Annotated in this window: 22 protein-coding genes; 13 read left to right on the plus strand and 9 right to left on the minus strand. The window is 60.3% G+C overall.

What is annotated here, in order from left to right:
* Positions 1-10: 10 nt before the first annotated feature.
* Both ACOWVD_RS17825 and ACOWVD_RS17830 read right to left on the minus strand, forming a co-directional pair.
* Positions 11-790 (minus strand): ABC transporter substrate-binding protein, encoded by a 780-nt coding sequence (locus ACOWVD_RS17825; protein WP_015377062.1) that lies wholly within the window; start codon positions 788-790, stop codon positions 11-13.
* 34 nt (positions 791-824) lie between these two features.
* Positions 825-1,979 (minus strand): methionine aminotransferase, encoded by a 1,155-nt coding sequence (locus tag ACOWVD_RS17830; RefSeq protein ID WP_197763659.1) that lies wholly within the window; start codon positions 1,977-1,979, stop codon positions 825-827.
* Positions 1,980-2,097: 118 nt separating this feature from the next.
* On the opposite strand from ACOWVD_RS17830, the gene ACOWVD_RS17835 reads away from it, so the two are divergent.
* The 3 genes from ACOWVD_RS17835 (at position 2,098) to ACOWVD_RS17845 (ending at position 6,425) form a co-directional block, all read left to right on the plus strand.
* The gene (locus tag ACOWVD_RS17835; RefSeq protein WP_044031695.1) at positions 2,098-3,018 is read left to right on the plus strand and encodes a LysR substrate-binding domain-containing protein; all 921 of its coding nucleotides are present in this window, start codon (positions 2,098-2,100) and stop codon (positions 3,016-3,018) included.
* Positions 3,019-3,130: 112 nt separating this feature from the next.
* Positions 3,131-5,428, plus strand: a complete 2,298-nt coding sequence (gene bglX, locus ACOWVD_RS17840) for a beta-glucosidase BglX (RefSeq protein ID WP_015377065.1) — start codon at positions 3,131-3,133, stop codon at positions 5,426-5,428.
* A 73-nt stretch (positions 5,429-5,501) separates the two neighbouring features.
* Entirely contained in the window at positions 5,502-6,425 is a 924-nt protein-coding gene (locus tag ACOWVD_RS17845) for a hypothetical protein (RefSeq protein ID WP_004939601.1), read from the plus strand.
* On the opposite strand, the gene ACOWVD_RS17850 is transcribed toward ACOWVD_RS17845, so the two are convergent.
* A complete protein-coding gene (locus tag ACOWVD_RS17850; RefSeq protein WP_015377067.1) occupies positions 6,422-7,450 on the minus strand; it encodes a methyltransferase in 1,029 nt (342 codons plus the stop codon). The genes ACOWVD_RS17845 and ACOWVD_RS17850 overlap by 4 nt on opposite strands.
* A gap of 354 nt (positions 7,451-7,804) precedes the next feature.
* Between ACOWVD_RS17850 and ACOWVD_RS17855 the strand changes: the two genes are divergently transcribed.
* The 5 genes from ACOWVD_RS17855 to ACOWVD_RS17875 all read left to right on the plus strand — a co-directional run bounded on the left by ACOWVD_RS17855 (position 7,805) and on the right by ACOWVD_RS17875 (position 11,919).
* The gene (locus ACOWVD_RS17855) at positions 7,805-8,197 is read left to right on the plus strand and encodes a hypothetical protein (RefSeq protein WP_004939596.1); all 393 of its coding nucleotides are present in this window, start codon (positions 7,805-7,807) and stop codon (positions 8,195-8,197) included.
* Between the two features lie 184 nt (positions 8,198-8,381).
* Entirely contained in the window at positions 8,382-9,431 is a 1,050-nt protein-coding gene (locus tag ACOWVD_RS17860; RefSeq protein WP_049239938.1) for an ABC transporter substrate-binding protein, read from the plus strand.
* Positions 9,428-10,429: a FecCD family ABC transporter permease gene (locus ACOWVD_RS17865; protein ID WP_164095282.1), complete on the plus strand. Its 1,002-nt coding sequence runs from the start codon at positions 9,428-9,430 to the stop codon at positions 10,427-10,429. Before ACOWVD_RS17860 ends, ACOWVD_RS17865 begins: the two co-directional genes overlap by 4 nt.
* Positions 10,422-11,201: an ABC transporter ATP-binding protein gene (locus ACOWVD_RS17870; protein ID WP_063918967.1), complete on the plus strand. Its 780-nt coding sequence runs from the start codon at positions 10,422-10,424 to the stop codon at positions 11,199-11,201. Before ACOWVD_RS17865 ends, ACOWVD_RS17870 begins: the two co-directional genes overlap by 8 nt.
* Positions 11,194-11,919: a substrate-binding domain-containing protein gene (locus ACOWVD_RS17875; RefSeq protein WP_154746739.1), complete on the plus strand. Its 726-nt coding sequence runs from the start codon at positions 11,194-11,196 to the stop codon at positions 11,917-11,919. The genes ACOWVD_RS17870 and ACOWVD_RS17875 overlap by 8 nt, the downstream gene beginning before the upstream one ends.
* A 28-nt stretch (positions 11,920-11,947) precedes the next feature.
* Here the strand turns inward: ACOWVD_RS17875 and ACOWVD_RS17880 are convergent, their stop codons facing one another.
* Positions 11,948-12,748 carry an alpha/beta fold hydrolase gene (locus ACOWVD_RS17880; protein WP_164095337.1) on the minus strand — a complete coding sequence of 267 codons (801 nt, stop codon included), beginning with the start codon at positions 12,746-12,748 and terminating at the stop codon, positions 11,948-11,950.
* A gap of 236 nt (positions 12,749-12,984) precedes the next feature.
* Between ACOWVD_RS17880 and ACOWVD_RS17885 the strand changes: the two genes are divergently transcribed.
* From ACOWVD_RS17885 to ACOWVD_RS17905, 5 genes are all read left to right on the plus strand, one after another.
* Positions 12,985-13,740, plus strand: a complete 756-nt coding sequence (locus tag ACOWVD_RS17885) for a CDP-diacylglycerol diphosphatase (protein WP_421105712.1) — start codon at positions 12,985-12,987, stop codon at positions 13,738-13,740.
* A gap of 167 nt (positions 13,741-13,907) precedes the next feature.
* Positions 13,908-14,432, plus strand: coding sequence for a MarR family winged helix-turn-helix transcriptional regulator (locus ACOWVD_RS17890; RefSeq protein WP_025160011.1), 525 nt, complete (start codon positions 13,908-13,910; stop codon positions 14,430-14,432).
* A complete protein-coding gene (locus ACOWVD_RS17895) occupies positions 14,429-15,763 on the plus strand; it encodes a c-type cytochrome (protein ID WP_197763657.1) in 1,335 nt (444 codons plus the stop codon). Before ACOWVD_RS17890 ends, ACOWVD_RS17895 begins: the two co-directional genes overlap by 4 nt.
* Positions 15,764-15,779: 16 nt before the next feature.
* Positions 15,780-16,232 (plus strand): (2Fe-2S)-binding protein, encoded by a 453-nt coding sequence (locus tag ACOWVD_RS17900; protein WP_019453919.1) that lies wholly within the window; start codon positions 15,780-15,782, stop codon positions 16,230-16,232.
* Between the two features lie 2 nt (positions 16,233-16,234).
* Positions 16,235-18,478: a xanthine dehydrogenase family protein molybdopterin-binding subunit gene (locus tag ACOWVD_RS17905; RefSeq protein ID WP_049239932.1), complete on the plus strand. Its 2,244-nt coding sequence runs from the start codon at positions 16,235-16,237 to the stop codon at positions 18,476-18,478.
* A gap of 38 nt (positions 18,479-18,516) precedes the next feature.
* Here the strand turns inward: ACOWVD_RS17905 and ACOWVD_RS17910 are convergent, their stop codons facing one another.
* The 5 genes from ACOWVD_RS17910 to ACOWVD_RS17930 all read right to left on the minus strand — a co-directional run bounded on the left by ACOWVD_RS17910 (position 18,517) and on the right by ACOWVD_RS17930 (position 21,528).
* Positions 18,517-18,819, minus strand: a complete 303-nt coding sequence (locus tag ACOWVD_RS17910; protein ID WP_161764973.1) for a hypothetical protein — start codon at positions 18,817-18,819, stop codon at positions 18,517-18,519.
* Entirely contained in the window at positions 18,816-19,451 is a 636-nt protein-coding gene (locus ACOWVD_RS17915) for an AAA family ATPase (protein ID WP_015377071.1), read from the minus strand. Before ACOWVD_RS17915 ends, ACOWVD_RS17910 begins: the two co-directional genes overlap by 4 nt.
* Before the next feature lie 271 nt (positions 19,452-19,722).
* The gene (gene yajD, locus ACOWVD_RS17920; protein ID WP_004939576.1) at positions 19,723-20,064 is read right to left on the minus strand and encodes an HNH nuclease YajD; all 342 of its coding nucleotides are present in this window, start codon (positions 20,062-20,064) and stop codon (positions 19,723-19,725) included.
* 54 nt (positions 20,065-20,118) lie between these two features.
* Positions 20,119-20,580: a GNAT family N-acetyltransferase gene (locus tag ACOWVD_RS17925; protein ID WP_015377072.1), complete on the minus strand. Its 462-nt coding sequence runs from the start codon at positions 20,578-20,580 to the stop codon at positions 20,119-20,121.
* Between the two features lie 54 nt (positions 20,581-20,634).
* On the minus strand, positions 20,635-21,528 hold the full coding sequence (locus ACOWVD_RS17930; RefSeq protein WP_197763656.1) for a LysR substrate-binding domain-containing protein: 894 nt from the start codon (positions 21,526-21,528) through the stop codon (positions 20,635-20,637).
* Positions 21,529-21,570: the final 42 nt, after the last annotated feature.

A 21,570-nucleotide genomic window follows, 5' to 3' on the forward strand; every position in this document is an offset into this window, starting at 1 on the left:
CCCCCGTCCATCACTTCACCGTCACGTCGATGTCGCCGAAATACTTCTTCGACAGCGCCGCCACCGTGCCTTGCTGTTTCACTTTGGCGATGGCGGCATCCAGTTTCTTCTTCAGCGCCTCATCCCCTTTGCGCAGGCCGAAGGCAATGCCTTCACCGAGGATTTTGTCGTCGCGCACCGCCTCGCCGACGAAGGCGAAGCCCTTGCCGTCCGGCTGCGACAGGAAGCCGCTTTGCCCCGACGGCGCCATTACCAGCGTGGCGTCGAGCCGACCGGCCGCCAGATCGAGATAAACCTGATTCTGATCCTGGTAAGACACCACATCCACGCCCGCCGGCGCCCAATGGGTTTTGGCGTAGATCTCCTGAATTGAGCCTTGCAGCACGCCCACGTGTTTGCCCGCCAGCGCTTTGGCGTCCGGCAGCAGGCCGCTGTCGGCCTTGGCGATCAGGCGGTTCGGCACTTGATAGATGGCGTCGGTAAAGGCGATCGCCTGGCGCCGCTGTTCGGTCACGTTCATCGCCGAGTTGATGGCGTCGAACTTGCGCGCCTGCAGCGCCGGGATCAGGCTGTCGAACGAGGTTTCCACCCAGCTGCATTGCAACTGCGCGGCGGCGCACACCGCGTCGCCCAGTTCAATGTCGAACCCTTCCAGTTTGCCGCTGGCGGATTTGGATTCGAACGGCGGATACAGCGCTTCCAGGCCGAAGCGCAGGCTGTTTTCCGCCGCCAGAGAAGAGCCGGCGGCCAGCAGGCATCCGGCGGCGAACAGCGTTTTCAAAGCTTTCATAGGCAGTGCCCCTTTCCCATGGTCGAACAAAAAATTACACCTGGTTCAGGCGGCGCGCGCCTTCCAGCAGGGTCTCGTTATCTTTGGAAAAACTCAGCCGAATAAGGCCGGTATCGGTGCCGTCGCTGTAGAACGCCGACAGCGGGATCGTCGCCACCTTCGCTTCGCGGATCAAGCGCACGGCGAAATCATTGTCGCTTTCGTGACTGAAGCCGCTAAAGCGGGCCAGCATGAAGAAGCTGCCGCGGCTGGGCAGCAGCTCAAAGCGCGAATCCAGCAGGGCGCTGGCCAGCAGATCGCGCTTTTGTTGGTAAAACGCCGCCAGCCCCAGGTAGCTCTGCGGGTTGGCGAGCGCGGCGGCGAAGGCGTGCTGCATCGGCGTATCGGCGGAGAACACCATGAACTGGTGCACCTTGCGGATCTCGTCCATCAACGCCGCCGGCGCCAGGCAGTAACCGACGCGCCAGCCGGTGACGTGGTAGGTTTTACCGAACGACGACACGATCACGCTGCGTTCCGCCAACTGCGGGTAGCGCGCCATGCTGTGGTGAATATCGCCGTCGAACACCACGTGCTCGTAGACCTCGTCGGACAGGATCACGATGTCGGTGTCGCGGGTCAGGGCGGTCAGGCGGTCGATATCCTGCGCGTCAAACACCGCGCCGGTCGGGTTGTGCGGCGTGTTGACGATAATCATGCGCGTTTTGCCGTTGATGGCGGCGGCCACTTCGTCCCAGTCGACGCGAAAATCCTGCAGCGACAGTTTGATCGCCACCGGCGTGGCGCCCTGCAGGCGCACGATCGGCGCATAGCTGTCGAATGCCGGTTCGAAATAGATCACCTCGTCGCCGGGGTGCACCAGCGCGCTGATCGCCGAGTACAGCCCTTCGCTGGCGCTGGCGATCACCGTGATTTCTTCGTCGGCGTCATAGCGCGCGCCGTACAATCGTTCAGCTTTTTCCGCCAGGGCAGCACGTAACGCCGCCACGCCGCTCATCGGCGCGTATTGGTTATGACCTGTGCGCATGGCTTGCGCCGTTGCCTCGATCAGCTGCGGGTCACCGGCGAAGTTGGGCGCGCCCTGCGACAGATTGAGGGCCTGATATTCGGCGCTGAGTTGGCCAATGACGGTGAAGATAGTGGTGCCGACGTCCGGCAGCTTCGAGCGGGATGAGCAGGCGCTCTGCATGATGGGCTCCAGGCAAACAGGGAAGTGTTGAGCGATTAAGCATCAGCCGGCGTAGGCGGACAAGGGAAAGTTTGTCATACTTGCCATGCACTGTGATCATAGCTAATCGAGGCACGCTATGCCGATATCCCTGCCGTCGCTCGACGTATTGAAAACCTTTGTGGTGGTGGCGCAACGCCTTAACTTTACCCATGCCGCCCGGCAGCTGCACCTGACGCAGGGGGCGGTCAGTCGGCAAATCCTCGGGCTGGAACAGCGTCTGGGCTATCCGCTGTTCAGCCGCCAGGCGCGCGGTCTGGCGCTGACGCCGCAGGGCGCGCAGCTGCTGGCGCCGGTACAGCAGGCGCTGGGGCAGTTGGATGAAGCCCTGACGCGGGCCGCCGCTCCGCCGGGGGCGCTGCGCATCAAATGCCCGACCTGCGCCATGCGCTGGGTGCTGCCGCGCATCATTCGCCTGCAAAATGAACGGCCGGACATGCATATCGAGCTGACCGCCTCGGTGTCGCACGGCCTGGATTTCAGTACTGAGCAGTTTGACGCCGCGGTGGTATTCGGCCGGCCGCCGGGTAAAAAGCTGACCGCGCACTTGCTGTTCGATGAAATCCTCACGCCGGTCTGCACGCCGACGTTCCTGCCGGCGGCGGCCCGGTTGACGGACTTGACGGACAAAACTCTGCTGCACCCGACGCGCGATCGGCGCGACTGGCTGCGCTGGCTGAAGGCGGCGGGCGCCGATGCGCTGCCGTCCGGTAAGGCCCAGCATTTCGATACCCTCGATCTGGCGATGAGCGCCGCGCTGCAGGGATTCGGCATCGCCATCGGCGATCTGTGCCTGCTGGAGGAGGATATTCAGGCGCAGCGCATCGTCACGCCGTTCCCGCTCTGCGTCAGCAGCGGCGCGGCCTATTATTTGGTCTATCCTGAACGCACGGTGGCGCCGCCGACGTTAACCGCGCTGGTCGATTTTCTGGCGGCGGAGGCCGCCGACAGCCGCGCCCGGCTGCAGAATTATCTGCCGATAACCTGTAATGCTTTGTAAACATTAGCGATGCGAATTCTCTTGGCGATGAAACAGAGTGTGGCAAACTGTTTCTTCACTCCGATTAAACTCCGCGGCGTTGGCGGCGGAAAGACGCCTGAGATAAAACAAGATGAAATGGCTTTGTGTGGTGAGTATGTTGTCCGGTCTGGCCCTCAGCCCGGCTTTTGCGCAGGAAACGCCGATAACGCAGGGCATTCACGCCCAGCAGCGCGACGCCTTCGTGTCCCATTTGATGAAGCAGATGACGCTGGAAGAGAAGATCGGCCAGCTGCGGCTGATCAGCGTCGGGCCGGATAACCCGAAAGAAGCGATCCGCGAGGGGATCCGCAAAGGGCAGATCGGCGCCATCTTCAATACCGTCACTCGGCCGGATATCCGGGTGATGCAGGATCAGGCGATGCAGCTCAGCCGCCTGAAAATCCCGTTGTTCTTTGCCTATGACGTGGTGCACGGCCAGCGCACCGTGTTCCCGATCAGCCTGGGGCTGGCGGCCAGCTTCGATCTGGAAGCCATCGCGCTCAGCGCCCGCGTGGCGGCGCAGGAGGCCAGCGACGACGGCCTGAACATGACCTTCGCGCCGATGGTCGATATCACCCGCGATCCGCGCTGGGGCCGGGTCTCCGAAGGCTTCGGCGAAGACACCTGGCTGGTCTCGAAAATCGCCAAGGTGATGGTTGACGGTTTCCAGAACGGCGATCCGGCCAAACCCGGTTCGGTGATGGCCAGCGTCAAGCACTTTGCATTGTACGGCGCCGTCGAAGGCGGCCGCGATTACAACACGGTCGACATGAGCCCGCTGCGCATGCATCAGGACTATCTGCCGCCTTATAAAGCGGCGGTGGACGCCGGCAGCGGCGGGGTGATGGTGTCGCTCAACGCGATCAACGGCGTGCCGGCCACCGCCAACCCGTGGCTGCTGAAAGATCTGCTGCGCGAGCAGTGGGGCTTTAAAGGCATCACCATCAGCGACCATGGCGCAATTAAAGAGCTGATTAAACACGGCGTGGCCGCCGATGCGCGCGACGCGGTGCGCCTGGCGATCACCTCCGGCGTCGACATGAGCATGAGCGACGAGTTCTACGACAAATACCTGCCGGGTCTGGTGAAAGACGGGCTGGTGTCTGAAAGCGATATCGACCGTGCCTGCCGAGACGTACTGAACACCAAGTACGACATGGGGCTGTTCACCAATCCTTACGTGCATCTGGGCCCGGCGGGTTCCGATCCGCAGGACACCAACGCCGAAAGCCGTCTGCACCGCGCCGAAGCGCGGGTGGTGGCGCGCAAGACGATGGTGCTGCTGAAGAACGATAAACAGACGCTGCCGCTGAGCAAGCAGGCGACCATTGCGCTGGTCGGGCCGATGGCCGACAGCCAGCGCGACGTGATGGGCAGTTGGTCAGCCGCCGGGGTGGTCAAGCAGTCGGTCACCCTGCGCGAAGGGCTGGAGCGGGCGGTGGGCGACAAGGCGCGCATTCTGTACGCCAAGGGCGCCAACGTCACGCAGGATAAAGGCATCATCGACTATCTCAACGAGTATGAGCCGGCGGTGGCGTTCGACACCCGCTCGCCGCAGCAGATGATCGACGAAGCGGTGCAGGCGGCGAACAAGGCCGACGTGGTGGTGGCGGTGGTGGGGGAATCGCAGGGCATGGCGCATGAGGCCTCCAGCCGCGCCGACATCACGATCCCGCAGAGCCAGCGTGATTTGATCGCCGCGCTGAAAGCCACCGGCAAGCCGCTGGTGCTGGTGCTGATGAACGGCCGGCCGCTGGCGCTGAGCTGGGAGAGCGAGCAGGCGGACGCGATGCTGGAAACCTGGTACAGCGGCACCGAGGGCGGCAACGCGGTGGCGGACGTGCTGTTCGGCGACTATAACCCGTCGGGCAAGCTGCCGATGACCTTCCCGCGCTCGGTCGGCCAGATCCCGATGTACTACAACCACCTGAACACCGGCCGTCCGTTCGGCAAGGAGAATCCGGGCAAGTACACCTCACGCTACTTCGATTCGCCGAACGGCCCGCTGTATCCGTTCGGTTACGGCCTGAGCTACACCACCTTCAGCCTGTCGGATCTGAAATTATCCAGCCCGACGATGGCGCGCAACGGCAAGCTAACCGCCAGCGTTACGCTGAAGAATACCGGCAAGTACGACGGCGCCACGGTGGTGCAGCTGTATCTGCAGGACGTCACCGCGTCGGTCAGCCGGCCGGTGAAAGAGCTGCGCAACTTCAAGAAAGTGACGCTGAAGGCCGGCCAGTCGCAGCAGGTTGAGCTGCCGATTAGCGAAGAGGATCTGAAGTTCTACAACGCCAGCCTGAAATGGGGGGCGGAGCCGGGCAAATTCAACGTGTTCGTCGGCCTGGATTCCGACAACGTGCAGGCGCAAAGTTTTACCCTGAAGTAACTTTTTCCCCCTCTTTCACTGCGGTGGGAGAGGGGCACTATCCCTTTCCGCTCATGTCACCGGAGCTTGCCTCATGAAACGGTATCTGGACTGCAGCGCCAGCGATCTGGCCGATATCGGCAAAGCCGATCTGCTCTATGCCATCCGCGCCAGTGAAGGGCGCATTCTGGTCAGCGAAACCATTGCGGTCACTCAGCCGCTGCTCAATAATGTCACCAACGCCGAGCTGGCGGCCAGCCAGGGCGCCGATCTGCTGCTGTTGAACCTGTTCGACGTCGATCATCCGCATATCGCGGGCCTGCCCGCCGACGTGCCGCCGCAGGAGGCGCTACGCACGCTGCAGCGGCTGACCGGGCGAGTGATCGGGGTGAATCTGGAGGCCGTCGATCCGGCCTTCGCCATCGAACATAACGACTTCTGGCAGATGACGGCGGGCCGCGCCGCCACCGCCGAGAATGCGCGCAAGCTGTATCAGCTCGGCGCGCGCATGCTGGTGCTGACCGGCAACCCGAACAACGGCGTCAGCAATCAGGCGATCGCCGCCGCGCTGAAAGCGATCCGCGAGGAAGTGGGCGACGAGATGGTGCTGGTGACCGGCAAAATGCACGGCGCCGGCATCGTGCGCGAAAGCGGCAGCCAACTGATCGGCGAGCAGGACATCGCGCTGTTCGTGGAGAACGGCGCGGATATCGTGCTGTTGCCTGCTCCGGGCACCATTCCCGGCATGTCGCAGGAGAAAGTGGCGGCGCTGATCGCCTTTGCCCAGCGGCAGGGGGCGCTGGCGATGACGGCGATCGGCACCTCGCAAGAGGGGGCCGACGTGCAGACCGTGCGGCAGATTGCGCTGATGAGCAAAATGGCCGGGGCGGATCTGCACCATATCGGCGATACCGGCTATCTGGGGTTGGCGCTGCCGGAAAACATCTTCGCCTACAGCGTGGCGATCCGCGGCGTGCGCCACACCTACAGCCGCATGGCGAGATCGGTGAACCGCTAAGCCTGGGGTTTTTGCGCCGTGACGATGCTGAAATAGCCGAGCGACGGCAGCACCTGAGCGGGCCCGAAGCCGACGTCGCGCAGCAGGTCGCCGATTTCCTTGCCGGAGTATTGGCGGCCCTGCGTCCATCCCATCATCATCAGGCTGTACCCCGCGGCGGCAGGCGGGCCGTCGCCGTCATCGTTGTACAGCACTTCGTGGATCACGATCCTGCCCCCGGGCGGGAGGGCCGCATAGCTCTTTTGCGCCAGGAAGCGGTTCTTGTTCATCGGCCAGTCGTGGAAAATATTGGAGTACAGGTGCAGATCCGCCGCCGGGTAGGGATCGCGCCACATATCGCCACTGTGGGTGCCGATGCGCTGACTGAGGCCGTGATCGTGCGCGTAGTCGGCGGCGAGCGGGCACACCTCCGGCAGATCGAACACGGTGCACGTGAGCGCCGGCCAGTGGGTCGCCAGACTGATGGCATGGGCGCCGGAGGCGCCGCCGATATCCAGCGCCGTGCGGCAGGCACCGAGGGGCAACAGCGTAGGCCAAACGCTGGCCGAGCCCATGCTCAGGCTGTGCATGGCGTGGGTAAACAGCCGCATTCTGTCGGCGTCGAGCGTATGGGTTTCAAACAGCTCCTGCTCGCCGTACACCTGCGAGGCATTCTTTCTGATGGCGCTTTCCAGGTTTTTCAGCGTGAAAATCTCGCTGTTTTCAATCATCAAATCCCAAAAATAGCCGAAATAATGCGGGTTGTTTTTTATCAAAAAGGTTTCCGCTTCCGGCGTCAGAGAGAATGTTTCGCCGTCTCTGTCTATCAATTTCAATGCCACTAGCGCCATGACCAGCGTCTCTGCCGGGCGTCTTTCCACATTGGCCTGAGCGCATATATCGGTCAGGTTGCGGGGGCGCAATGCAATAAATTCAAAGATGCCCAGGCGGTGCGCAATAAGCGCCGCCGGATAGAGATATAAATTCATCGTGATATCGAGAATGGTTTTGTCGTCGCATGGCGGCGGCCGGACGGAATGGTTCATGTGAATCCCCTCCCACTAAGGCATGGCGCGTCTTAACAGGCTATGTTACGCCTGTGGTTTTAGCAAAGGGCGGGGGCGCGATTGACCGCAGGCCAACGCTTACGTTGTAAATAATTCCCTGGTGATACTATTTTAAAATTGAATTGGGTACGGTTAATGTCGAACGTAAAAACTGACGTCGGGCGGAGTAATAACCCCATCATGCATTTTTATTTTACTGGAGGTTAACTTAATCACAGTTATTAACGCGTTAGGGTTGTGTTAATCTGAGCCGCCGTTATACCGTACCGACATTCACATTATTTTTTGTGAATAATTCAAAGCTAAATAATTCATTATTAAAACGAGATAACAATGAAAAAGAGCATTCTGACCGGCATGATTGCCGCGACTCTGGGCCTGTTCAATACCGCTAATGCCGAAGGGATGGACCCTGCTGCATTGAAAAACGTCTATGACATTACGCGTAATACCAGCGGGCTGATGTCTTACTGCGTCGATAAAGGTTTTCTGAAAGCGGACAGTATCGACAACGCCAAGAAAATGGTGGCCTACGTGGCCGCCATTCCCGGCGGTGTCGACACCCGTGACGGTGACAAGCGTGAAGCGATGGGCCGTGAAGGCAATGTGCTGAACGACGACGGCAAAGTGGTTGCGTTGGAAAAGGAAGCGCCACAGGGTCTGCAGACATGGTGCCAGCAGGCTGACGAAGGGATCCGCCAGGGTCTGACGTCTATCGGCCAATAAGCGTTTTTCACGCATTCTTTGCGCTCTCAGGCTCCGCCGGCGTTACGGCGGAGCGCTGCTTTAGTCAATGTTCCCCCTCACTTTTCTTCCTGTACACATGGCGTGAGGCTTGATCTCGCTGATTGTTTCGCCATGCTCATCGCTATATCATTAGCTATATAACGATAGTCAACCGGTCACTGCCATGTTTAACTCTCTCCCGCGCCTGCTGTTGGCGCTTGCGTTGTTTTCCACCGCCGCCCTGGCGGATCGCCAGGTCACCGATCAGCTCAACCGCCAGGTCACGCTGCCCGATCACATCACCCGCGCCGTGGTGCTGCAACATCAGACGCTGAACCTGCTGGTGCAGCTTGATGCGATGCCGCAGGTGGTCGGCGTGCTCAGCAGTTGGAAAAAGCAGCTGGGGCCAAACTACCTACGGCTGGCACCGACGTTGGCAACCTTGCCGATGCCGGGCGACCTGACTTCGGTGAATATCGAAAGCCTGCTCGGCCTGCATCCGCAGGTGGTGTTCGTGGCCAACTATGCGCCGCCGGAAATGATTGCGCAGATCGAACGGGCGGGGATTCCGGTGGTGGCGATCTCGCTGCGTCGCGAAGCGGCCGATCAGGCGGGCAAAATGAATCCACAGCTGAGCGATGAGGATCGGGCCTATACGTTGGGCCTGCAGGACGGAATTCGCCTGATTGGCGAGGTGATGGAGCGGCAGCCTCAGGCTGAAGCGCTGATCAAGGACGTCATTCAACAGCGCGCGTTGGTCGCCGAACGGCTGCGCGATCTGCCGGAAGACCAGCGGGTGCGGGTGTATATGGCCAACCCCGATCTCACCACCTACGGCGCCGGTAAATATACCGGGCTGATGATGCGGCACGCCGGTGCGCTCAATGTGGCGGCGAAAGATATTCAGGGGTTTAAGCAGGTCTCTATCGAAGATGTGTTGCGCTGGGATCCGGCGGTGATCTTCGTGCAGGAGCGTTACCCGGACGTGGTGAAACAGATCCTGACGGAGCCGCAGTGGCAGCCGATCGACGCGGTGAAGAATAAGCGGGTCTACCTGATGCCGGAGTACGCCAAAGCCTGGGGATATCCGATGCCGGAGGCGATGGCGCTGGGTGAATTGTGGATGGCGAAAAAGCTTTACCCGCAGCGTTTTGCCGATATCAATCTGCAGCAGCGGGTCGACGCTTATTATCAACGCTATTATCGCGCCACCTGCTGCCAGAGCGGGCAATGAGGCTGGGGTGGCTGGCGCTGCTAACGCTGTGCTGCGCGCTGTTTTCGCTTGGCGTCGGCCGCTTTCAGGTGCCGATGACGCACAGCCTGATGATCCTGCTGGAGCCGTTCACTGGGCAGCATTATGCAGGCATCGACGCCATTCAGCGCCAGGTGATCCTCGGGGTGCGCGTGCCGCGGGTGCTGTTGGCGATGGGCGCCGGCGCGGCGCTGGCCCTGTGCGGCGCGACTTTGCAGGGCGTCTTTCGCAACCCGCTGGTCGATCCGCATATTATCGGCGTGTCGTCCGGCGCCGCCTTTGGCGGCACGCTGGCTATCCTGCTCAGCCTGCCGTTGGCGGCGCTGCTGTTGTCGGCTTTTGTTTTCGGCATGGCGGCGCTGCTGCTGATTTTCACTCTCACCAGCGCCATTGCGCGGCGCAATATTCTCTCTTTGGTACTGGCGGGGGTGATCCTCAGCGGCTTTTTCTCCGCCTGCGTCAGCCTGATGCAATATCTGGCGGATACCGAAGAAAAGCTGCCGAGCATCGTGTTCTGGCTGCTCGGCAGCTTTGCCACCGCCGATCGGCAAAAGCTGCTGATGCTGTTTGTGCCTTTGCTGTTGGCCGGCGGTTTGCTGCTGGCGCTGCGTTGGCGCATCAATCTGCTGTCGTTGGGCGATGAGGATGCCGGTGCATTGGGCATCAACGTTGAGCGTACCCGCTGGCTGATTTTGACGCTGTGCGCCGCCATTGTGGCCGCCCAAGTGGCGGTCAGCGGCAGCATCGGTTGGGTCGGTCTGGTGATACCGCACGTGGCGAGGCGGCTGGTGGGGCCGGATCACCGGCGTCTGCTGCCGGCTTCGCTTTGCCTGGGTGCCCTGTACATGCTGTTGATCGACGATTTGGCGCGCACGCTGAGCAGCGGTGAAATCCCGCTGGGCATTCTGACCGCGCTGATTGGCGCGCCGCTGTTCGCGCTGCTGCTGCGCCGCGCGCAAGTGAGAGGCTGGCATGACTGACACCTTATTGGCCGCCAGGGGGGTGAGCTTCGCCTGGCCGGGTGAGGCACCGCTGTTCCAACACCTGGACATTCAGCTGCGGCGCGGCGAAGTGCTGGCGGTATTGGGCCCCAATGGGCGCGGCAAGAGCACGCTGCTGCAGCTGTTGTTAGGCAGCCTGACGCCGCAATCCGGCGAGATTGAGCGCTACGGTGAGATTGGCTTTGTCCCGCAGCACTTTTCGCCGCCGTTTGCCTATCGGGTGCTGGATATCGTATTGATGGGGCGGGCGCGCCATGTCGGCCTGTTCCGTTCACCGTCAGCCAAAGATCATCGACTGGCGAGAGAAGCGTTGCAAACGTTGGGTTTACAAGAGCTGGCGGCGCGAGAGTTCGGCAGCCTATCTGGCGGTCAACGTCAATTAGTGATGATCGCCCGCGCGTTGGCGATGCGCTGCGAGGTGTTGATTTTGGATGAACCGACTTCGGCGCTGGATCTGCATTACCAGGATCGGGTGTTGAGCCTGATGGCGCGCCTGGCGCGGGAGCAGCAGTTGGCGGTGGCGTTCTCCACCCATCAGCCCAACCATGCTCACGCGGTGGCCGATCGGGCTTTGCTGCTGGGCAAGGAAGGGCGTAGCCAGCTCGGTGCCTGCCGCGAGGTGTTAACGGCGCAATCCCTGTCGCCCTTGTTTGAACTGGCGATCGAACGGGTGCCGTTGACGGTGGCGGGCCGCCGTTACGCGACGCTGGTGCCGTTGTATCGCAGCCAATTGGAGCGACATGATGAGTGATATCCTGCTGTTTGCCGCCGGCAGCCTGCGGCTGGCGTTTGCGCCGCTGCTGTCGGCGTTTCAGCGCGACACCGGGCAAAAGGTCTCGGCGGAATTCGGCCCGGCGGGGCTATTGCGCCAACGGATAGAGAACGGTGAGCGGCCGCAGCTGTTCGCCTCGGCCAACGTGGCGCATCCGCAAAGGTTGGCGGATCTCGGTATCGCGGGCGCGGTGCAGATTTTTGCGCACAATCGGCTATGCGCCACGGTGCGCAACGTGCCGACATTAACCGAGCGTCCGCTACCTGAGGTGTTGTGCGATCCGCGCTGGCGGCTTGCCACCTCGACGCCGGGAGCCGATCCCTCCGGCGATTATGCGCAGCGGCTTTTCGAACGCTGTGAACAATCCTGGCCGGGGCAAGGGGAAGCGCTGCGCCGGCGGGCGTTGCCGCTGGTTGGCGGGATAGATTCCGCACCGGTACCGGCGGGCCGACTGGCGGCGGAGTATCTGATAGCCAGCGGGCAGGCGGACATTTTTCTCGGCTACGCCAGCTATGCCCCGGCGTTGGCGGCCTACCCGACGTTGGTGGTGCGAACGTTGCCGCCGCCGCTGGACATCGAGGCGGATTACGGCCTATGCCTGCTGGATGAAGAAGCGCAGCGGTTGGCCGCATTTATCTTGAGCGAACAGGGGCAGGAAATATTGAGCCGGCACGGGTTTATGCGGCGCCAGGCATGACTCGCCGGGCCTGACGGCCCGGAGAATCTCACCAAAACAGCGGAGTGGTGTTTTCAGCTAAAAACGCCAGCAGCGTTTCGTTGACCGCCGTCGGGTTTTCTTTGTTGCTGATATGGCCGGCGTTGGGGATCAGCACATGCCGACAGCCGAGAAGATCCGCCATGCGCTGGCCTTCCGTCGGTGGACGCGGTTTATCCTGCGCGCCGGTGATGACGATACTGGCGGCGGTGATGTTTTCCAGCAGCGCCAGCTTGTCGGGGCGACCGAAGATCATCCGGCCCAGCGGCACGATACTGTCGCGCAGCCGATCGGCGGGCAGGTTCTGCAGATGGGCCAGCAATGGCTGTGACAGCGCATCGGGCACCTCGTCGGAATAGAACTGCGTGGCGATATATTCCAGCAGAGGCGACGTGATGGCACCGGCCTGTTCCACGGCGGCCAGCATGCCCATATAGCGCTGCCGTGCCTCCGGCGTTTCGTCGCCCAGGTAGCTGTCCAGCAGCGCCAACACTTTCACCCGCTCCGGTGCCAGCGCCGCCAGTTCCGCGCCCCACATGCCGCCGACGGACAGGCCGACGATGCCGAACTCTGCGATATCCAAATGATCCATCAGCGCCAAATGATCGGCGGCGATATCCGACAGGCTGTTTCGCTCAGGCGGCAGCGCCGGGGAGTCGCCGTGGCCCCACAGATCAGGCACGATCAGGCGGTAACGTTTGGCCAGTGCCTCGAACTGCGGTGCCCACATGTTCAGATCGAACAGATAGCTGTGGCCCAGCAGCAACGGAAAGCCTGAGCCCACGTCGAGATAATGCAGGGATTTGCCCATCGTTGGCATCTTGTCGGTTCCTTATATAAAGAGAGTTCGGCTGCTTATATCACACTCATATTCAACCTGCGGTATTAATTTACCTTAAATTACTTAGGTAAACCCTTATTTTTAATTTCTCTTGATAACAAGACGTCAATGAAAGGTGACGCTAAGGATAATATTCTGGTGACGATAAGCGCCTTGGTTTATGCTGGCGCTCCTTTCGGTATGGAATAGATAAACAGGACGTCGCGATGAAAAGACTTTTCAGACTATTAATTATTTTGCTTGCCATTTTGCTGCTGGCGGCGGTGCTGTGGTGGTTTTTCGGGCGCGGCAATCCGAATGCGCTGTGGCAAATCGTCAGCCAACAGTGCGTGCCTAATCAGCAGCAGAACAACGATCCGGCGCCTTGCTTAAAGGTTGATTTAACCGAGGGTTATGTGCTTTTCAAGGATAGCAAAGGCCCTTACCACGATCTGGTGATGCCGACTGAAAAGGTCAGCGGTATCGAGAGCCCGGCATTGCAGACGGAGCACGCACCGCCTTATTTCGCTCAGGCCTGGAATAACCGTGAACATATATCCGGCGAGCTGGGTAAACCGTTAAAAGATGCGTGGATGTCTCTGGCGGTCAATTCGAAATATGGTCGCTCTCAGGATCAGCTGCATATTCACGTTGCCTGTTTGCGCCAGGATGTCTATAACGCGTTGGGTGAGCAGGTGCAGCAATTAGATCAACAGTGGCGGCCGCTGGCGGTGAAATTGGTCGGCCATCAATACCTGGCCAGAAAATTGGCGGGCACCGATTTAACCCAGGAAGATCCTTTCCGTTTGCTGAACAACTATGTGGTCGAACAGGGTGACAGCATCGGTAACTATGGCCTGGCGCTGGCGGTCAGCCCACAGGGCGAGATGCTGCTGTTGGCGAACCGTTTGAAGCTGACCGACCTGAATCTGGGCTCGGCCGGTGAAATTCAGGACTACCACTGCGCGGTGGCGGGGAACTGAGTTTTCTTATCGCTCCCCGTTGTCGGGGAGTGAATCCGTTAAAATACGTTATATCGATCTGTATTAATTACATTTTATTTTATTCTGCGACATCTGCTTGATCCCATCAGAACGTTCGATCTACTATTTGTTTGCACAAGCAAATAAATAATCGAGAGCCATCCGATATGTCTCAACCACGTAAACTTCCTGCTGCATTGGGCATCCATCTGGATGTCACCAACCGTCTATGGCGCACGGCGATGGACCAGTCGGTGAAAATGACCAATCTGACGCGCCCGCATTGGCTGGCGCTGAGTGCGATTGCCGATCTGGGTGATGGCTGCACGTTGAAAGACGTTTCGCAGCATTTGAACGCCGAAGTCTCGACGATGTCGCGCGCGCTGCTGTTTCTGGAAAAAAACCGGCTTATCGCTCGCGATGCCCTGTCCGAAGATAAACGCGCCAAAGGGGTGAGAATGACCGAGGCCGGGCAGGAGATGCTGGCGCAGTTGGATCATTCCAGCCAACAAGCGCGCCAAAAATTGCTTAACGGCATTTCGGCCGGCGATCTGGAGGCTTTTTACCGCGTATTGTTTGGCATCAAGCATAACGCGGTCGCGATGCTCGAACAGGAAAATCTGTTGCCGGACGAGTTTGCGCTGTTGGCGGAGGAACGAGCGGATGCGATGAAACCGGAGGGTGAAGCGTGAACGGCCGCTGGCGGAGAGCACGACAGCTGTGCGTTATCGTGTTGGGGATCTTTTCCTGCCCGGTCTTCGCCAGCCACAATGACCAACAGCTCATCGCACGCGGAAAATATCTGGCTATCGCCGCAGATTGCGCGGCTTGTCACCGCGGCAGCGCCCAACAGGACGCCCCCTATGTCGGCGGTTATGCCATCGCTTCGCCGATGGGCGATATCATCGCCAGCAATATCACGCCCGCCAAGGGGACCGGCATTGGCGACTACAGTGAGCAAGAGTTTCGCCGCGCGTTGACGCAGGGTATCCGGCGGGACGGCCAACCCTTGTATCCCGCCATGCCCTATACCGCTTATCGGGGATTGAGCGATGACGATCTGCACGCGCTGTATCGCTATTTTATGGCCGGGGTTGCCCCGGTCGATCGTGCGGTGCCTGAGAGCCAACTGGCGTTCCCTTTTTCCTGGCGTTATGCGATTCACGGCTGGAACTGGCTGTTTCTGGAAAAAACGCCCATCGATGAAGAGCAGAAGAAGGCGCGTGGTCGCTATCTGGTAGATGTTTTGGGGCATTGCTCGGCGTGTCACAGCCCGCGTAACGGGCTGATGGCGGAACGCCGCGATCGCTATCTGGCTGGAGGGGAGGCCGGCGGTTGGATCGCGCCGAATATCACCTCGGATCCCGTCAGCGGCATCGGCGGCTGGAGCCAGAAAGAATTGGTGCAGTATCTGCGCACCGGGCGCAATGACAAAGCCCAGGCGGCCGGCGGCATGGCGGAAGCGGTGGAGCATAGCCTGCGTTTCCTGAGTGACGACGACCTCGACGCCATCGCCGACTGGCTTAAACAGACGCCGCCGATCGTCACCGTGCAAGGAACGAAAGCGGCCTATCAATACCAGGGGGGCGGTGGTGAAGGCCGTGCAGCCGGGCAGGCGCTGTATGCCGCTGCCTGCGCCAGCTGTCATCGCCTGGGCGGCGAAGGCGCCTACGACGGCCATTTCCCTTCTTTGACTCACAATTCCACCGTCGGCAGCGAGCGGGCCAATAACCTGGTCATGGTAATGCTGCATGGCGTGCAGCGCCAGGGAGAGACGCTGCAAACCTGGATGCCGGGATTCGCCGATAGCCTGGATGATCGGCAACTGGCTGAGTTGGGCAACTATGTATTGCAGCAATTCGGCAATCCGGCAGTCAGGATAACGCCGGAGCAGGTGGGTCAGCTGCGGGCTGGCGGTGAGAAACCGCTGTTGATCGCGTCACTGCCTTATGTGTTCTGGGGCGGTGTATTGCTGACATTGATCGTCATCGGGGCGTGGGTGAAACGTCGGATGAAGCATTGATTGGGGGGAGGATGGCATGAAGTTCAATCTGAACGGCCAGGCGGTCGAATTTAACGGCGAGCCGGATACGCCGCTGCTGTGGGTGATCCGGGAACATTTTAAGTTAACCGGCACCAAGTTCGGCTGTGGTATCGGCGCCTGTGGTGCCTGTACGGTACATGTCGACGGTAAGGCAGTGCGTTCATGTTGCTATCCGCTGCAATTGGTGCGCGATCGGCAGGTGACCACCATCGAAGGGTTGTCCACCGATCGCAGTCATCCGGTGCAGCAGGCCTGGATTGCGGAGGATGTGCCGCAGTGCGGCTACTGCCAATCGGGCATGATCATGGCGGTCAGCGCACTGCTGGCGGAGCACCCGAGGCCGGACGACCGGCTGATAGATACGGGCCTGACCAATCTGTGCCGCTGCGCCACCTACCATCGAATCCGCGCGGCGGTGCATCGCGCCGCCGACAAGGGAGAACCCTAAGCATGGCGATCACCCGCAGAACCTTGATTAAAGGCAGCGCGTTGGCGGTGGCCGCCATGCTGTTGCCGATATCGACGCGCAGCGTGGCGGCCGTGGTTTCGCAGGACGCGGCGCCTCCGGACAACCAGTATGAATTGAACGATTGGATCTGGATCGATCGTGAAGGGCGCATCGTCATCGGCGTGTCGCAATGCGAGGTCGGGCAGGGGATCTATACCGGCCTGGCCGAGGTGGTGGCGGCGGAGATGGATGCCGATTGGGCGCAGGTGACGGTGAAATTCGTCACCGGTCGTGACGCCTACCGTCAGGTTGCCGGGGGCGAGGCTTTTGCACAGTTTGTCGCCGCCTCAACCTCAATGACCAAATTTTATCAGCGCGCCCGGTTGGCCGGCGCGCAGGCGAGAGATTTCTTTCTGCGTGCCGGCGCAAAACATTTTGCGCTCTCACCGCAGCAGTGCCGCACGGAGAAAGGCTGGGTGATTGAAGAGGGCGGGCAACGCAAGGTCGCCTATGGCGATCTGGTGCGCTATGCCGCCGAGCTGCCGTTGGATCCGCAGCCGGGATTGAAGAGCGAGGCGCAAGAGCGGGATGGCTTTATTGGTCAGCCGCTATTGCGGGTCGATACGCCGGAAAAAGTGGACGGCAGCGCGATTTACGGTATTGATATCGACCTGCCTGAGATGCTGATCGGCGTTCCCTGGATGGTGCCCGACCTCAGCGGAAAGCTGGTTGCCGTGCGTAATGAACGACAGGTTCGGGCCATGCCGGGCGTGGTGGATCTGGTGCTGACCCGGCAGTGGTCGATGAACAATATGGTCGGTTTGGATCACGATATGTCGCTCAATACGGTGATCGTGGTGGCGGCGAGCTACTGGCAGGCCAAAAAGGCGGCGGATTTGCTGGAGGTCGACTGGTTGCCGGGGGCAGGACAAGCGCTGACCGACAATGTGATTGCGGCGGAAAATCTGGCGATGCTGGACGGCGATACCTTGGTGTCGGCGGTCGATCGCGGTGAGGCGTTGGCGTTGATCCACGACGCTGAGCGGGGGGCGTGCCTGCATGAGGCTCGTTACAGCGCGCCTTATGTGGCGCATGCCACTATGGAGCCTTGCAACGCCACCAGTCATTACGGCGAGGGCCGTATCGAAACCTGGGGCCCTTTCCAGGGACAGGATATGGTGCGCAACGTTCTGGCGAAAATGTTTGGGCTGACGCCCTCGGATGTGGTGGTGAATACGACCTACCTGGGTGGCAGCTTTGGGCGCAAATATCTGCCGGATGCCGTGATGCATGCTACCGCCGCCTCACGGGCGGTAGGAAAACCGGTCAAAGTGATCTATCCGCGCGAGATCGACATGCGGCATGAATACTATCGTCCGGCCTGCATCAGCCATTATCGGGCGCTGTTGGATGAAAACGGCTACCCGCAGGCATTGTGGGCGCGCTATGCCGGGCAGTCGCTCTTCTGGCAAATGCGGCGCGAAACGGTAAACGAGGCCGGTGGATGGGATGAAAGTATGGTGGAGTGCGTTTACAGCACGCCATATCGCATCCCTCACCTGAAGGTAGAGGCCGGCATCGTCGAACAGCCGATCTCCCTGAGCTATCTGCGCGGCGTCGGCAGCGTCGCCAGCCTGTTTTTTTTGGAAAGCTTCATCAGCGAACTCAGCTATAAGGCCAACCGGGATGAGTACCAATATCGGCGGCATCTGTTGCAGGACAACCCGGAAGCGTTGCGTGTACTGGACGCTACCGCGGCGGCGGCAGGTTGGCAGCACGAACCGCCGCCGGGCGTTTATCGCGGTATGTCGTGCAATATTTGGGTCGGCCGCAATAACGCTTTCACCACCTACGTCGGTTTGGTGATTGAAATCGCCATTCAGGAAGGGCGACTGCGGGTGCTCCGTGCGATATGTGCGATTGACTGCGGCAAAGTGATAAACCCGAATCTGGTGCGCGCCAACGTAGAGGGGGGCATCGGTTTCGCGTTGACCACCTGTCTGCACAGCGAACTGCATTTCGAACGGGGCGGCGTGGTGGAAGGGAATTTCGATCGTTATCCGCTGCTTGCGCTCGCTGAAATGCCGAGGGTGGAAGTGGTCGTGCTCGACAGCGCGCGTGCGCCGCAGGGATGCGGGGAAGTGTCGACTGCGGTGGTCGCCCCGGCGATGGCCAGCGCGCTGCATAAGGCTACAGGCAAAACCTATCGTACTATGCCGTTCCCGCGCCGGTTTTCATCCGTTTAACGGCCCGCCGGCCTGGTCAGCCGGCGGCTGCCGTGCGGTCAGAGCTTTTTCAGCAATGCCAGCAGTTGCGCTTCGCTTTTTTCTGCCAACCCGTCGATCGCCAGCTTGATGATGTCTGAGCGGGTGATGCGCACGATGCCGCTGCGCGCCGCCTGCACGATCACCTCATCGATAGCTTCGATGTGGTTGTCCGTCAGGCTGACGGAAATCGCTTTGTAGGTGCGCTTGCGGCCGGCCGGCTTGGCTTCCGGCGCGGGCGCCGCAACCGGCAACGTATGCGAGGTGGCGCTGTTGATGAATTCGTCTTCCGACATGCGGTGGGTGGGAGTGCGCTTCTTCACAGGATCACCTCTTTCACCAGGCATTCGATCTCGGCCTGCGCCTTTTCGTTGTTCGCCTCATGCACGGTGATGGCTTCGCCCCAGGCGTCGCGGTAAATTTTGCGATCGCACAGACGGTGGCTCACCAGGGTGAACTCCGGGTATTCGCTCAGCACCTGCGCCGCTTCGTTGGCTTCATTAATGAAGATATTGGTCGGGCACATGTTCAGCACAATGTAGCCTTTGACCTTCTCGTTGTATTCCTGCGCGGTGGAGAACATCTCCGACAGGTAGCCGATGGTGTCGAGATCCATCTGCGAAGGGCGCAGCGGCGAGAGGAACAGATCGGCGGCCAGCAGGCCGGAGCGCAGTTCGGCGCTGTCGCGGCCGGCGGTGTCGACGATCACGTAGTCGTAATGGCGATCCAGCTCCAGCAGCGTTTCCTTGATTTTGCCCGACGCGGCCACCACCGGAATGTGCGGCAGCCCCTCGACGTTCTGACGGTCGTTGTACCAGGTCATGATCGATTTCTGGTCGTCGGCATCGACGATGATCGCCGTCTTGCCTTGCTTAAGAATCAGATACCCGGCGATATTCACCGCTTTCGTCGACTTGCCGACACCGCCTTTTTGCGAGCCAATCAGAACAATCATGCTGCCATCTCTCAAGTTATTAAGCAGGTAACTTATTAAGTTAATGCGCTTATTAGGTTGATAATCAAACAGGTTAACAAGAACAACTCGCGAACAATATGCACCAACTGCGGCGGCTTGCCAAGCCAGTATGTCGTTAACTGTGCAGCTTATTTTGCGCTGGATGGCCCGGATGGGTAAGTAGGAATTCTCTGGGAAGTGGCGATGCGGAGGGGGATTTTATTAATTTAACAGCTTAATAAGCTAGTGGCTCATTAGGCTGTTGTAGACATTATTTCTTCATCATCGCCTTCAGGTTGGCGAACGGGTTGTGGGTGGCGACGCCGATATCTTTTTGCGCATCTTCACCGGCCACCACCGTCGAACCGTATTGATCGGCCTCGGTGTATTTCGAGTGTTCGTGGTCGTGGCAATACAGGCACAGCATTTCCCAGTTGCTGCCGTCTTCCGGGTTGTTGCTGTGATCGTGATCGATATGGTGCACCGTCAGCTCGCGCAGGTTGGAATAAACGAATTCGCGTGAGCAGCGCCCACACACCCAGGGGAACAGTTTCAGCGCTTTTTCGCGGTAGCCGGTTTCCAGCTTCGCATAGTTTTTGGGGATATAGGCCATGGTGGTTGTCCGTCGGGAATCAATATGCGGCCAATAATACCACAGTGCGTGCGGCTACAACGTGCGGCTCATCACCGTGACGGTTTCACCGGCGACCTGGCGTTGCTCCAGAGGGCGCCAGCCGAGTTTCTGATACAGCGTCTGCTGGTCGGGCGTATACAGATACAGTTCGCTGATGCCCTGGGTTCGGCCGTGCTCGATGCAGCGCGCGATCAGGTTGCGGGCGATGCCTTGGCCGCGGTGCTGCGGGTGGGTAAAGACTTCGCTCAGCCAGTATTGGCGCTCCGGTTTATCTGTCAATTCATACCGCGTCAAACTGGCGGTGCCGACGATCTGTTGCTGCGGCGACAGCGCCAGCAACACGACGCCTTGGCTCTCGGGCGCACAGCGTTCAGCCAGCCGCCGGCTGATGGCGTCGCGGTTGCTCCACTGCGCAAAGGCGCCCCATTCCTGATGCAGTAATTCGGCCAGTTCGTCAATGCGCTGACGATGTGCAAGCAGCGGTTCGATATGCATGGTTTGCCCGTTTTTATTGTCCGTAAGAGAAGCCACTATAGCCGGGGCGATCGGTTAATGAAACGTCTCCACCGCCCAGTCGATGAACGCCCGCAGCTTGCCGCTGAGGTGGCGATTGGACGGGTAGACCACGTACATCTGCTCCGGCGGCGGCTGCCAGTCGTGCAGCAGGCTGACCAGCTCGCCGCGCTCGAGGTGTGGCTGCGCCATAAACCGATAAATCTGGATGATGCCTAATCCGGCCAGGCTCGCCGCCAGCAGCGCGTTGCCTTCATTGATGCTGACCGGGTAGCGCTGCTGGATGGCGATCTCTTTGCCGCGCTCGACATAGCGTTGCGGATGGATGCGGTCGTTGACCGGATGGCGGTAGTGCACCATCGGAAAGCCCTGTTCCAGATCGCACGGGTGGCGCGGGGTGCCGTGGCGCGCCAGATAGGCCGGGGTGGCGCAGCTGACCCAGTCCAGATCGAACAGACGCCGGGCGATCAGGCTGGAGTCGGCTAATGGGCCGCTGCGGATCACGCAGTCGGCGCTGTCGCTGATCAGATCGATAACGCGATCGCCGATGCTGAGATCGATTTGGATTTGCGGGTAGCATTCCAAAAAGCCGGGCAGCGCCGGCAACAGCAGTTGGCGAGCGGTGCCGCTGCCGGTGTCGATGCGCAGCACGCCCTGCGGAGAACTTTGCGACTCGGTCAGGCAGCCCTCCATCTGCTCCAAATCCGCCAGCCATTTCACCGTATTTTGGTAATAGCATTCGCCTTCGCGGGTGACCGACACGCTGCGAGTGGTGCGCTGAAACAGCTTGGTCTGCAGGTGATCCTCCAGATTTTGGATCAGCTTGGTGACCGTCGCTTTCGGCATGCCCAGCGAATCGGCGGCGCGGGTAAAGCCGCCGGTTTCCACCACGCGGTTAAATACCCGGATAGCGAGCAAATGATGGTCCATAGGGTTCTCAACGCCATGCCCCGGCGGTGACCGGGGCATGTT

It is taken from the genome of Serratia sp. SA088, from assembly GCF_049065515.1.
GTDB lineage: Bacteria > Pseudomonadota > Gammaproteobacteria > Enterobacterales > Enterobacteriaceae > Serratia > Serratia nematodiphila.